The sequence below is a fragment of the Acidovorax sp. genome, from assembly GCF_046291265.1.
Lineage (GTDB): Bacteria > Pseudomonadota > Gammaproteobacteria > Burkholderiales > Burkholderiaceae_C > Acidovorax.
In genome coordinates this window covers 31,767-44,510 of the sequence record NZ_JBKBTV010000003.1, presented here as the reverse complement: position 1 = coordinate 44,510, position 12,744 = coordinate 31,767, and the positions used below count along the sequence as shown (strand labels likewise).

13 protein-coding genes are annotated in these 12,744 nt (G+C 62.6%); 3 read left to right on the top strand and 10 right to left on the bottom strand.

The genetic code is table 11. The features are described from left to right. Nucleotides 1–24: 24 nt before the first annotated feature. Genes ACK41V_RS01925 through ACK41V_RS01905 form a run of 5 tightly spaced genes read right to left on the bottom strand, consistent with a single transcriptional unit; the run spans nucleotide 25 to nucleotide 3,849 of the window. A complete protein-coding gene (locus tag ACK41V_RS01925; protein WP_409777028.1) occupies nucleotides 25–2,298 on the bottom strand; it encodes a methyl-accepting chemotaxis protein in 2,274 nt (757 codons plus the stop codon). Between the two features lie 21 nt (nucleotides 2,299–2,319). Then, the gene (locus ACK41V_RS01920) at nucleotides 2,320–2,847 is read right to left on the bottom strand and encodes a chemotaxis protein CheW (protein WP_409777025.1); all 528 of its coding nucleotides are present in this window, start codon (nucleotides 2,845–2,847) and stop codon (nucleotides 2,320–2,322) included. 15 nt (nucleotides 2,848–2,862) lie between these two features. Further along, complete coding sequence (locus tag ACK41V_RS01915; RefSeq protein WP_010459520.1) at nucleotides 2,863–3,228, bottom strand: PleD family two-component system response regulator; 366 nt, start codon at nucleotides 3,226–3,228, stop codon at nucleotides 2,863–2,865. Further along, nucleotides 3,228–3,626 (bottom strand): PleD family two-component system response regulator, encoded by a 399-nt coding sequence (locus tag ACK41V_RS01910; RefSeq protein ID WP_034692846.1) that lies wholly within the window; start codon nucleotides 3,624–3,626, stop codon nucleotides 3,228–3,230. The genes ACK41V_RS01915 and ACK41V_RS01910 overlap by 1 nt, the downstream gene beginning before the upstream one ends. 49 nt (nucleotides 3,627–3,675) lie before the next feature. Then, the gene (locus ACK41V_RS01905; protein WP_008903269.1) at nucleotides 3,676–3,849 is read right to left on the bottom strand and encodes a rubredoxin; all 174 of its coding nucleotides are present in this window, start codon (nucleotides 3,847–3,849) and stop codon (nucleotides 3,676–3,678) included. A 94-nt stretch (nucleotides 3,850–3,943) separates the two neighbouring features. On the opposite strand from ACK41V_RS01905, the gene ACK41V_RS01900 reads away from it, so the two are divergent. Together ACK41V_RS01900 and hemL are read left to right on the top strand one after the other, a co-directional pair. Further along, nucleotides 3,944–4,903: a hydroxymethylpyrimidine/phosphomethylpyrimidine kinase gene (locus ACK41V_RS01900; RefSeq protein ID WP_409777019.1), complete on the top strand. Its 960-nt coding sequence runs from the start codon at nucleotides 3,944–3,946 to the stop codon at nucleotides 4,901–4,903. Continuing rightward, on the top strand, nucleotides 4,887–6,197 hold the full coding sequence (gene hemL, locus ACK41V_RS01895) for a glutamate-1-semialdehyde 2,1-aminomutase (protein ID WP_409777016.1): 1,311 nt from the start codon (nucleotides 4,887–4,889) through the stop codon (nucleotides 6,195–6,197). The genes ACK41V_RS01900 and hemL overlap by 17 nt, the downstream gene beginning before the upstream one ends. Nucleotides 6,198–6,435: 238 nt before the next feature. Here hemL and ACK41V_RS01890 read toward each other — a convergent pair whose 3' ends face one another. Beyond that, nucleotides 6,436–7,215: an IclR family transcriptional regulator C-terminal domain-containing protein gene (locus ACK41V_RS01890; RefSeq protein ID WP_409777013.1), complete on the bottom strand. Its 780-nt coding sequence runs from the start codon at nucleotides 7,213–7,215 to the stop codon at nucleotides 6,436–6,438. A 244-nt stretch (nucleotides 7,216–7,459) separates the two neighbouring features. Between ACK41V_RS01890 and pobA the strand changes: the two genes are divergently transcribed. Beyond that, a complete protein-coding gene (pobA, locus tag ACK41V_RS01885) occupies nucleotides 7,460–8,653 on the top strand; it encodes a 4-hydroxybenzoate 3-monooxygenase (protein WP_409777011.1) in 1,194 nt (397 codons plus the stop codon). Between the two features lie 225 nt (nucleotides 8,654–8,878). Here the strand turns inward: pobA and purH are convergent, their stop codons facing one another. The 4 genes from purH to ACK41V_RS01865 form a co-directional block, all read right to left on the bottom strand. Then, nucleotides 8,879–10,480 carry a bifunctional phosphoribosylaminoimidazolecarboxamide formyltransferase/IMP cyclohydrolase gene (gene purH / locus ACK41V_RS01880; protein ID WP_409777008.1) on the bottom strand — a complete coding sequence of 534 codons (1,602 nt, stop codon included), beginning with the start codon at nucleotides 10,478–10,480 and terminating at the stop codon, nucleotides 8,879–8,881. A gap of 95 nt (nucleotides 10,481–10,575) precedes the next feature. Beyond that, nucleotides 10,576–10,809: a Fis family transcriptional regulator gene (locus ACK41V_RS01875; protein ID WP_063458953.1), complete on the bottom strand. Its 234-nt coding sequence runs from the start codon at nucleotides 10,807–10,809 to the stop codon at nucleotides 10,576–10,578. After that, nucleotides 10,806–11,852 (bottom strand): tRNA dihydrouridine synthase DusB, encoded by a 1,047-nt coding sequence (dusB, locus tag ACK41V_RS01870; RefSeq protein WP_409777005.1) that lies wholly within the window; start codon nucleotides 11,850–11,852, stop codon nucleotides 10,806–10,808. Before dusB ends, ACK41V_RS01875 begins: the two co-directional genes overlap by 4 nt. 177 nt (nucleotides 11,853–12,029) lie before the next feature. Continuing rightward, nucleotides 12,030–12,629 (bottom strand): M15 family metallopeptidase, encoded by a 600-nt coding sequence (locus ACK41V_RS01865; RefSeq protein ID WP_409777002.1) that lies wholly within the window; start codon nucleotides 12,627–12,629, stop codon nucleotides 12,030–12,032. Between the last annotated feature and the right edge of the window lie 115 nt (nucleotides 12,630–12,744).

Sequence of the window (12,744 nt, the reverse complement as noted above, 5' to 3'; positions counted from 1 at the left end):
TGAGCCAGCTAGTTGATGACTACGTCAGGCGATCTTGAACCGGGCCACCGATTGGCGCAGCTCTTCAGCCATGTGCGAGAGCTCGCGCACCTGCTGCGCTGTGGTACGGGTACCTTCACCCGTTTGCTCGGTCACCGCAAAAATGTGCTGGATGTTGTCGGCCACTTCATTGGCCAGAACAGCTTCCCGGGACGTCGAAGAAGAAATTTGCTCAATCAGTTCAGCGAGTCGGCGTGACACACGGTCAATTTCAGACAGTGCCGTACCCGCGCTGTCGGACAGTCGCGCCCCTTCCACCACACCCTGCGTGGAGCGCTCCATAGCGGCCACGGCATCCTGGGTGTCGGTCTGAATGGCCTTCACCAGGGCAGAAATCTGACGCGTCGCATCGGCGGAACGCTCAGCCAGTCGTTGCACTTCTTCCGCCACCACCGAGAAGCCTCGGCCGGCTTCACCGGCAGATGCGGCCTGGATAGCAGCGTTCAGAGCCAGCACGTTCGTCTGTTCCGTAATGTCGGAAATCAGCTCTGTAATTTCACCAATCTCTTGAGACGACTCACCCAGACGCTTGATGCGCTTGGAGGTGTCCTGAATCTGATCTCGGATGGAGTTCATACCACCGATGGCGTTCTGTACGGCCTGCAGACCGGAGTCAGCAGCTTGCAGCGACTGACGGGCCACCGTGGCGGACTCTTGCGCCTGAGTCGACACTTCGTTGATTCGGGTCGCCATGTCCAGAACGGAGCGGCCGGTTTCGCGAATTTCGCGCAGCTGCTCGGTCGAAGCGGCGAGCAGTTCGGTCGACGTGCTGTCCACCTGGGCCGTCGTCTGGGCCACCCGGGTCGCCGTGTTCTGCACGCTGCCCACCAGCTGACGCAGCTCTTCCACCGTGTAGTTCACCGAGTCGGCAATAGCGCCAGTAATGTCTTCCGTCACCGTTGCTTCTTGGGTCAAGTCACCTTCAGCCACCGATTGCAGTTCGTTCATCAATCGCAAAATGGCGGCCTGGTTGGCGTCGTTGACACGCTTGGCTTCCTGCTCCTGGCGCTTGGCGTCTTTTTGCTGCATTTCAGCGTTGGCCTGACGGCCCCGGCTGTCCAGCAGCTGAACACGGGAGATCCCGATACCGCAAAGAACCACGAACAAGCCGGCCAGTGCAAGCGCGGCGACTTGACCACCACCCAGACCCGTCTGTGCAGACAGCTTGGACTGCAAGCCTTCCAGCTGGCGACGCAGCGGCTCGCTGTCGGCAATGATCGCGGATTGCGCTTCGCGGGCGGACACCAGACCTTGCAGGTTGCCCAGAATAGCGCTGGCTTGTGTTCGGGTCTGCTCATAGAGCTTCACCAAGGCTTCCAGCTGCTCACGGGTCTGCGCATCCTTGGTGGCGGCCAGACGCAGTTCAGGGCTGCCATCCAGCAGGCCTTGGGCGATTTCCTTGAAGGAGTTCAAGTCCTTGCCCAGCAAGAACACGGCCTCAGGGCTCACGCCTTCCATGGTCTGGAATTCGTTGGCCGACTTGCCGATCCGCTGGGTCAACATCACAAGCTGACCAGCCGCAGAGATTTCTGCAGCAGGGGCGTTTTGTTGAAGTTTCAGCGACGACACCGTCTCGGCAATTTCCAGCAGATCAGACGACTGGCGATTGATGGTACGCAGCGCGTCACCCACCTGCGTCAGAATTTTTTGCTGCCCCATCACCACCGTCGCGTTGCGCTCGGCGCGCTCCATCAGGGGATTCACGGATTCCAAGTCTGGCTTGTAGGGCTCACCCAGCGACTGGACGCCGAGTTCGTTGTCGCCTGCATTGAGCGCGCGCACGTTGCGCGCCAGCACGCCAGAGCTTTCCACCACGTCGGGGAATGCCTGCGGGCTACCCACCAGGGCCTGCGACACCGACTTGGCAAGCCGCTGCGACTGCATCAGCGACTGACCGGTAGCAGCCAGTTGTTGCGCGGCCCGGTCTGCTTGCTGCAGCACCCAACCAGCGATCAGCGCCAGCACCACCACACCGATGGCCAGCAAGGCCAGCAAACGGCGCTGATGCCCCGCCGCGGTCGAACGACCGAGCAGCGGCAGAGAAATCAGATCTTCATCAGAGTCTGGCGAGGTGAGTTCTGGCGAATAACCGTCCGGATCGCCCTGGACGCTGTTCATGGCTTCTGCCTGATAGGCATCACCGAGCTGCGCTCCATCGAGCGAGCCGGTAGCCAGGAGGTCCCGCCCGTCGTCGGCAGTGCCGGCATCCGAGCCGGGTTTCCGGTTGAACAGTTTTCCAAATTGATTGACGACGGACATGGTGCAGCCTTACAGAAAAACTCAAGCACTGATGCTCAGGAAAGCGGGATGTTGGGACAGGATCTGCAAGTTCAGCTCCTGCCAGCGTGTGCCGCTGGAATCGATATAGACGGTGCCAAAGAACCCGGGGGAATCCTCAGTGGGCGGCTCGGACGTGACAAACGCATCGGTCCCGCGCAGGCCCGCCAAGCGATCCACCAGCAATGCGGCATTGACTTCAAGCGCGGCATTGAACGACAGCAGACTGGTTTCCGCCATGGCTTGGTCAGTGCGTGGAGCCGCAGCGCCCATCAGGCCCGCAAGATCCACCACGCCCACCAGCCCACCGCGAAGGTTGGCAACGCCTAAAAACCAGCTCTGGGTATAGGGCACCGCCTGAACGGGCACCCACGGGAAAATCTCCCCGGATTGGCCCAGTGGCAGCAAATAGAAAGCCCCGGCAGACTCTACAGCCAGCCAGGACGAAACAGACGTACCTTCGGTTCTTGCAGCCTGCAGGCGGCTGGCAAGTCGGGTCTGGAGCTCTCGAAGGGCTTCGCGGTTGGCCATGAACGCGCCGCAGCCTCAGTTCAGAGCGTCAATTTTGGCCTGCAGCTCAGCGGGATCGACCGGCTTGGTGATGTAGCCGCGAGCACCCTGACGCATACCCCAGACGCGATCTGTTTCCTGATTCTTGCTGGTGCACATAATGATGGGCACATCGGCATACAGCGGGTCACGGGTAATGGCGCGCGTCAGCTGAAAGCCATTTTGGCCCGGCATCACCACGTCCATCAAAATCAGATCGGGCTTTTCTTCGGCCAGACGACGAAACGCTTCATCGGCATTTTCTGCCGTGCGCACTTGCATGCCTTTTTTCTGAAGCAGGTCCGTCAAAAACATCAACTCGGTCTTCGAGTCGTCGACGACCAGCACTTTCTGGATGGGCATTACATCGCTCCTTGTTGGGCATTGCCGAACTGCTGCACGGCTTGCAACAGCTGGTCTTTGGTAAACGGTTTGGTGAGATATTCCTGGCAGCCGACCATGCGCCCACGCGCTTTATCGAACACGCCGTCTTTGGAGGACAGCATTACCACTGGAGTATCTGCAAAACGGGCATTGCGCTTGATAATGGCGCAGGTCTGGTACCCGTCGAGCTTGGGCATAAGGATGTCGCAGAAAATCAGCTGAGGCTGGTAATCATTGACTTTGGCCAAAGCGTCAAAGCCGTCGTCGGCCAACAAGACTTCGTGCCCCCCCTGCTTGAGGAAAATCTCGGCGCTTCGACGGATGGTGTTGCTGTCATCCACCACGAGCACTTTGAAAGATGCGCCTGTTGTAGTCAATTGTTACTGCTCCCGATGGAAAAATAAACAACGCAGCGGTGGCTGCGTCTCAAATCTGAACCATCTCGAAATCTTCTTTGCGGGCGCCACATTCTGGGCAGGTCCAATTCATGGGAACCTGGTCCCATGGAGTGTTGGGTGCAATGCCGTGCTCAGGTGAACCCTCCGCCTCGTCATAAATCCAACCGCAAATCAAGCACATCCAAGTTTTAGAGTCGATCACAGCTTAAAGGGCCTTCACATAGAATGCAACGATTGTATCTAGTCATCTCAGCCGCCTGCAGCTTCTGTGCCACCCATCTAGCAGGAACTGGTCCATGACCATCAAAGCCCCCCTCCCCCCCTCAGAAATCACCGATATTGACGATGAAGACGCGGAGGATGCCAGCCCGGCCTGCGTTCTGGTCTTCAATGCCAGCGACCCCAGCGGAGCAGGCGGACTGACCGCTGACATCACCACCATTGCGTCCGTTGGCGGACATCCGATTGCGGTCGTCACCGGCGCTTACGCCCGCGATACGGCAGAGATTTTTGACCACTTCAGCTTTGACGACGAGGCCGTAGCCGAGCAGGCCCGGGCCGTGCTGGAGGACCTGCCGGTCCAGGCCATCAAGATCGGTTTTGTGGGCAGCCCCGAGAACATCAGCACCATTGCCGAAATAACGACAGACTATGACGAAGTTCCGGTGATAGCGTACATGCCCAACCTCTCCTGGTGGCGTGAAGAGCTGATCGACGAGTACCTGGACGCCTTCCGGGAATTGTTGTTACCGCAGACCTCGGTGTTGGTTGGAAACCACAGTACGCTGTGGCGCTGGCTGTTGCCCGACTGGACCGGCGACCGCAGCCCCACCGCGCGCGACATCGCCCGTGCCGCATCCGAAATGGGCGTGCCCTACACATTGGTGACCGGCATCCCGCTGCCCGAACAGTTTGTTGAGAACGTCCTGGCGTCGCCCCAGACGGTCATCGGCAGCGGCAAGTTCGAACTGTTCGATGCCACGTTCTCGGGCGCGGGCGACACCCTGTCGGCCGCCCTCACCGCCCTGGTGGCCAGCGGCAACGACCTGGGCGAAGCCACCAGCGAAGCACTGGGCTACCTCGACCGCTGCCTTGACGCGGGCTTTCGCCCCGGCATGGGGCACATCGTGCCCGATCGCATGTTCTGGGCCCTGCCTGACGAAGACGAAGCGGGCGGCGACGACGACGAACCCATGATTGATGAAGCACAGGCCCTGGAAGGCTTTGTGATGCCCCCCCATGACACCAAGCACTGACCTCAACATCCCCCTGTTCGAACGCGCCAAAGCGCTCATCCCCGGCGGCGTCAACTCGCCCGTGCGGGCCTTCAAGGCGGTGGGTGGCACGCCCCGTTTTGTGAAGCGCGCTAAAGGCGCCTACTTCTGGGACGCCAACGACCAGCGTTTTATTGATTACATCGGGTCCTGGGGCCCGATGATCCTGGGCCACGGCCACCCCGCCGTGCTCGAAGCCGTGCAAGCTGCGGCGCTCGAAGGCTTCAGCTTTGGCGCACCGACCGAACGGGAGGTGGAGCTGGCCGAGGAAATCCTGAGCCTTGTGCCGTCGATGGAAATGATCCGCCTCGTCAGCTCGGGCACCGAAGCCGGCATGAGCGCCATCCGCCTGGCGCGCGGCGCCACAGGCCGCAGCAAATTCATCAAGTTCGAAGGCTGCTACCACGGCCATGCCGACTCACTGCTGGTCAAGGCGGGCTCGGGCCTGGCCACGTTCGGCAACGCCACCAGCGCGGGCGTGCCACCCGAAGTGGTGCAACACACCCTGGTACTTGAATACAACAACGTCGCCCAGCTGGAAGAAGCCTTCGCCCTGTACGGCAAGGAACTGGCCTGCGTGATGATCGAGCCCATCGCGGGCAACATGAACCTGGTGCGCGCCAGCGTGCCGTTCATGAAGCGTTGCCGCGAACTGTGCACCGAATACGGCGCGCTGCTGGTGTTCGACGAAGTGATGACGGGTTTCCGCGTGGCCTTGGGCAGCGCGCAAAGCGTGTACGCCAAAAGCATCCCCGGCTTCAAACCCGACATCACGGTGCTGGGCAAGGTGATCGGCGGTGGCATGCCGCTGGCGGCCTTCGGCGGCCCGCGCGCCATCATGGAACACTTGGCCCCGCTGGGCGCCGTGTACCAGGCCGGCACGCTGTCGGGCAACCCGGTGGCCACGGCCTGCGGGCTGGCCACGCTGCGCGAGATCAAGAAGCCCGGCTTCTTTGACGCACTGTCGGCCAGCACCCGTTCCCTGGTCGACGGGCTGGCGGCGGCGGCCGCGGCCGAAGGCGTGCCCTTCAGCGCTGACTGCGAAGGCGGCATGTTCGGTTTCTTCCTGCTGCCCGAGCTGCCCCAGAACTACGCCCAGGTGCTCAAGACCGACAATGCGCGTTTTAACCAGTTGTTCCACGGCCTGCTGGACCGCGGTATCTATATAGCGCCTGCGCTGTACGAGGCGGGTTTTGTCAGCTCAGCCCACACCGCAGCCGACATTGCGACCACCGTGGCGGCCGCGCGCGAAGTGTTCAAAGAATTATCAAAATAATAGCTACTAACGCTTTACCATCAAGCGCTAGAGGCTAATTTGACCTGATTTTTTACCTGTCTCAGACTTGCCCCTGTCCGTTCGGGCTGAGCCTGTCGAAGCCAGGGCTTTTTGCGAACAGCCCTTGGCCCTTCGTCACGCTCAGGGCAGGCAGGCTCAGGGCGAACGATCTATCTGAGGCAAGTACCCCATCAAGCAATTGGATGGATGTTTTCGCGCGCCAGATTCGCTGATTCGTTCACAACAGCCCCCGCAACTCGCGGGCGGCCTCCTGCAGCAGCGGCAGCATGTCGCGCTGCAGGGTTTGCGCCTGCACCTGCTGGGGCGACGCCACAACGTTGAGCGCCGCCACCGTCTGGCCCTGCAGATTGCGCAGCGGCACGGCCAGCGCGTGCACGCCCAGCTCGTGCTCTTCCACCGCCAGACAACAATCGTCGCGCCGGGCCTGCGCCACCACCTTGCGCAGCGCGCCCAGTTGCGTGATGGTCTGCGGCGTCAGCCGCTGCAGCGTGCAGGTCTTGAGCCACTCTGAGAACTGCGCTGCGGGCAACGCCGCCAGCAACACCCGGCCCGTGGATGTCGGGTGCGCTGGCAGCCGTGCGCCCAGGTGCAGCCCATAGGCCATCGTGCGTGACGGCGCGCCGTACACCCCGCTGCGCGCCACGATCACCACCTCATCCCCATCCAGAACCACGGCCGAGAAGGACTGCTGCGTCTGCGCCGCCAGCCGGTTCAGCGTGGGCTGCAACACGCGCGGCAGCCGGGCCGACGCGAGGTAGCTGCCGGAAAAACGCAGCACCTTGGGTGCCAGCCAGAAGTAGCTGCCATCTGTCTCCAGATACCCCAGGTGCGCCAGCGTCAGCAGGTGCCTGCGGGCAGCGGCCCGCGTCAGGCCCGTTCGCTGCGCGGCCAGCGAGGCGTTCAGGCGCTGGCGCTCGGTGTCAAAACTCTCCAGCACGGCCATGCCCTTGGCCATGCCTTCGATGAGATCGGACTTTGCAATGGGGACAGTGGCCATGGGTGTTGTTGCTCCTTCAGCAGGGCCGCAAAACCTGCAGGGTGGTGACGGCTGCAAGGGGAGAGACCAACCGCTGATACGTGACGCGCGCACAGGACGCACATCAATAACTGCGCGATCATCGCACAAGCACTTTGTTATTCGCACGCTATCCCCCGAAGCCACTGGCTTACGGACGCCCCGGCACCTACGCTCAACCTGGTTGTTTCCCCGGTCTTTCCGATCCATCACGAGGTACAGAGACATGCGTACACAGGTTGCCATCATTGGCGCAGGCCCCGCCGGGCTGCTGCTCGGCCAGTTGCTTTACAGGTCCGGCATCGACGCCGTCATCATCGAACAGCGCAGCCCCGACTACGTGCTGGGCCGCATCCGCGCCGGGGTGCTGGAGCAGGTCAGCATGGACCTGCTGGACCAGGCGGGGGTCGGCGCCCGCGCGCAGGCAGAAGGCCTGCCCCACGACGGCATCGAGCTGCTGTTCAAAGGCGCGCGCCACCGCATTGATCTGCACGCGCTGACGGGCGGCAGCCGCGTGACGGTGTACGGCCAGACCGAAGTGACCCGCGACCTGATGGACGCCCGCTCCGCTGCCGGGCTGACCACGGTGTACGACGCGCAGAACGTGAGCGTGCAAGACTTTGACGGCCAGCAGCCGCGCGTGACGTACGAGAAAGATGGACAGACCCACGAGCTGGCCTGCGACTTCATCGCGGGCTGTGACGGCTACCACGGCGTGTGCCGCGCCAGCGCCCCGGCCGACCTGCTAAAGACTTACGAACGCGTTTACCCCTTCGGCTGGCTGGGCGTGCTGGCCGATGTGCCGCCCGTGTCGCACGAACTGATTTATGCCAACACCGAACGCGGCTTTGCGCTGTGCAGCATGCGCAGCGCCACGCGCAGCCGCTACTACGTGCAGGTGCCCAGCACCGACAAGATCGAGAACTGGACCATTGCCCAGTTCTGGACCGAGCTGGGCAACCGCCTGGACCCCGAGGCACGCGCCAACTTGGTCACGGGCCCGGCGCTGGAGATGAGCATTGCCCCGCTGCGCAGCTTTGTGGCGGAGCCCATGCGATTTGGCCGCATGTTCCTGGCGGGCGACGCGGCGCACATCGTGCCACCCACAGGTGCCAAGGGGCTGAACCTGGCCGCCAGCGACGTGGGTTACCTGTGGACCGCACTGACCGAGTTCTACCAAGAGAAGTCCGCCGTGGGCATCGACACCTACTCCGACCGCTGCTTGCGTCGCGTGTGGCGCGCCGAGCGGTTCTCGTGGTGGTTCACCTCGCTGATGCACCGCTTTCCAGAAACCGGCGAATTCGGCCAGAAAATCCAGGAGGCCGAGCTGGACTATCTGGTGAACTCGCGCGCGGCGTCGACGTCATTGGCAGAGAACTATGTGGGCTTGCCGCTGGACTTTGCGGTGCAGCGGCACTGACCAGTTCAAAAAATCAAAATTCATAGCTATCAGCGCTTGATAGATAAGCGCTAGAGGCCAAAAAGGCTAAGTTTTTTAGCCCCCACATGATCTCAACCTAGGCGTGACCTAAGCCAGCGACCGCCGCGCAAGGGCCGCCCCGCCGCGCTGGCGGTGTCCCCCTTCCCGAATTGCGCAGCAATTCGAGAGAAGGGGGAAGGCGCGAAGCGACTCAGGGGGTTGTACTCAATGCCTGAAGTGCCGCACGCCACTGAACACCATCGCCACGCCGCGCTCGTTGGCAGCGTCAATCACCTCGTTGTCGCGCATGGAACCACCGGGCTGGATCACGCAGGTAGCGCCTGCATCGACCACCACGTCGAGGCCGTCACGGAAGGGGAAGAACGCGTCGCTGGCCACCACGGTGCCTTGCAGCGACAGATTTGCATGGCCCGCCTTGATGCTCGCGATGCGGGCGGAATCCAGGCGGCTCATCTGGCCAGCGCCCACACCCATGGTCATGCCGCCCTTGCAGAACACGATGGCGTTGCTCTTGACGTACTTGGCGACCTTCCAGGCGAACAGCAGGTCTTCCATCTGCTCCAGCGTGGGCTGCTTTTGCGTCACCACCTTGAGGTCGATGAGCGACAGCTCGTGGTTGTCAGCCGTCTGCAGCAGCAGGCCGGAGCCGATGCGCTTGGCGTCCATGGCATTGCGGCCACGCGCCCAGTCGGTTTGACCGCCGTGGGCTGGCAGTGCGATCTTGAGCAGGCGCACATTGGCCTTGGCCTTGAACACTTCCAGCGCTTCGGCCGTGAAGTCAGGCGCCATCAGCACTTCGACAAACTGCTTGGAGATCTGCTGCGCCGCATTGCCATCGACCGGGCGGTTGAAGGCGATGATGCCGCCAAAGGCGCTGGTGGGGTCGGTCTGGAAGGCCTTGCTGTAGCTGTCCAGCGCATCCAGGCCCACGGCCACGCCGCAGGGGTTGGCGTGCTTGACGATCACGCAGGCCGGGGCCTCAAAGCTCTTCACACATTCCCAGGCAGCGTCGGCATCGGCGATGTTGTTGTAGCTCAGCTCCTTGCCCTGCAGCTGCACGCCCGTGACGAGCGAGCCGGGTGCGGGGTAGAGGTCGCGATACAGCGCGGCCTGCTGGTGGCTGTTCTCGCCGTAGCGCAGGTCCTGCACCTTGGTGAAGATGCCGTTGCTCTGGCCCGCGAACTGGGCGCGCGTGGGTACGTAGGTTTCTGACAGTTTCTCTTCTTCGAACGTGACGGACGACAGGTAGTCGCTGATAGCACCGTCGTACTGGGCGATGCGGTTGAACGCCGCCACCGACAGCGCAAAGCGCAGCTTGTCCGACAGCTTGCCACCGGCCTTGAGTTCAGCCAACACGGCGTCGTACTGGTCGGCCGAGGTGATCACGCCCACGTCCTTCCAGTTCTTGGCGGCACTGCGCACCATGGCGGGGCCGCCGATGTCGATGTTCTCGATGGCGTCGGCCAGCGTGCAACCGGCCTTGGCCACGGTGGCTTCAAACGGGTAGAGGTTGACCACCAGCAGGTCGATGATGTCGATGCCGTGTGCCTTCAGCGCTGCCATGTGTTCGGGCAACTCGCGGCGGGCCAGCAGGCCGCCGTGCACCTTGGGGTGCAGGGTCTTCACGCGGCCGTCCAGCATCTCGGGGAACTGCGTGACCTCGGCCACCTCGGTCACGGGCAAGCCCTTGTCGGCCAGCAGCTTGGCGGTGCCGCCGGTGGACAAGAGCTTGATGCCCAGCGCGTGCAGGGCTTGCGCAAATTCGACGATGCCGGTCTTGTCGGAGACGGAGAGGAGTGCGTTCATGGTGGTGGTGCGGAGGTTTTGAATAAAAACAGGCTCCAGCGCTTATCCATCAAGCGCTAGCAGCTATAAATTTGATAGTTAGTGACCCGTCAGTGCTAGAGCAGCTTGTGCTCGACCAGCTTCTTGCGCAGGGTGTTGCGGTTCAGACCCAGCCATTCGGCTGCGCGCGACTGGTTGTTGTCGGCGTGGGTCATCACCACCTCCAGCAGCGGCTTTTCAACCACACGCACCAGCATGTCGTACATGCCATCGGGCGTCTCGCCGCCCAGGTCGCGAAAGTAGCCCTGCAGGCTCTCGCGCACGCATTCTTCTATGTGTTTCTTGCTCATGCAGCCAATCCCTCTTGTTCTTCTGTGTTTGCGCCCACGTCGGTGGCCACCGGCAGCCGGTCCATCTGTTGCCCCAGGGCATCCAGATAGTCGGCCACGGCCTGCCACTGCGTGGTGCAGTCGTCAATCGTATTGATGTGTGCCCGCAAGGCCTCGCCGCCCGGCAGTGCGCGCAGGTACCACGCAATGTGCTTGCGCGCACTGCGCACCCCGGTCAGCTCGCCGTACAGACGGTAGTGGTCTTGCAGGTGGTCCAGCAGCAGGCGGCGCACCTCGGCCACCAGGGGTGGCGCCAGATGTTCACCCGTGGCCAGAAAGTGGCCGATCTCGCGGAAGATCCACGGTCGACCCTGGGCGGCGCGGCCGATCATGATCGCGTCGGCGCCAGTAGCGGCCAGCACATCACGCGCCTTCTCGGGCGAGGTGATGTCGCCATTGGCCACCACGGGCACCTTCACTGCGGCCTTGACGGCCGCGATGGTGTCGTACTCCGCAAAACCTTTGTAGCCCTGCTCCCGCGTGCGGCCATGTACGGTGAGCATCTGGATGCCGACGGATTCAAACTGCTTTGCGAGCGCCACGGCGTTCTTGTGCTCCTGGCACCAGCCGGTGCGCATCTTCAGCGTGACAGGCACATTGAAAGGCGCGCAGGCCTCGACCACTGCCGCGGCAATTTCCACCGCCAGGGCTTCGTTCTGCATCAGCGCGGAGCCCGCCCACTTGTTGCACACCTTTTTGGCCGGGCAGCCCATGTTGATGTCGATGATCTGCGCGCCGCGTTCCACGTTGTAGACCGCCGCCTCGGCCATCATCGGTGCATCGGTGCCGGCGATCTGCACGGCAATGGGCCCCGGCTCCCCTTCATGGTTGGCCCGGCGCGAGGTCTTGAGGCTGTTCCACAAATCCTTGCGCGAGGTCACCATCTCGCTGACCGCATACCCTGCCCCCAGTTCTTTGCACAGCTGGCGAAACGGCCGGTCAGTGACGCCCGCCATCGGGGCAACGAACAACCGGTTCGCCAAAGGAATGTGGCCGATGTGCATGAAAAGGGAGCGGGATGGGGGCAGCAGCGATTGCTGAAAAAGGAGGCGGGATTGTACCTGCTCAAAATTTCAGCAGTTGAAATGTTTTGCAGGCTGAAATTCACGCCCTTCGCCCGACCCATCAACGCCCCGCAGTGTTGTTACTCATGAGCACTGCGGCTCTGGCGCGGAATGCTTTTAGCGGGCAGCCAGATCTGTTTCGCTGGCCTGCGCTGGCGCTGTGCCCCGCTGCGCAAAATGCCACCAGGCGTCCGGCAAGTTGTCAAACTGGTGGCGCGCCATCACCGCGTGCAACCACTGGCGGTTGTGCTGCACATCGGGCGAAAAACCACCGGCCGCAGTGGGTGCGCCTGCCAGCTGCACCCCCGCGGGTGTGCCCATGTCCACGTCATGCCCGTCTGCCAGTGGCCCCCGCACCACCGTGCTCGCTTTTGCGCCATCGGTCACTTGCACTTGAACCACCCAACCACCGCTCGCCACCTGGCAATGGGCCTTGAGCGCCATGCCTTGTGCGCGCAGCTCCTGGGTGATGTTCTGCAACGCGGCACGCGCCACGGGTGTTTCGCGGCACCCGGAAGCGCTGCTGATGCTGACCGCCTGTACCTCATCCACACCTGGGGTTGCCACGGCCGCCTTGGGACTGTGCGCACAGGCTGCCAGCAACAACGCAACCACCACGGCCCCGCCGCGAGCGGTTCGCGGGAAGCGCGCTGGGGAAGTGCCTGTGCTGTGCGCGGTCGTTTTTTGAGGAGCGATGTGGTGGTGGGCGAAGAACATGGGGACCTCCCGGTGGGGGTATGAAGGTGTTGTTGCTTCACGATACAAATACGCCGTGTGCCGGGCCATGCGCGCATGCCGCGGACCGGTGTAGGACAGCTCCCTCTGCGTCCCG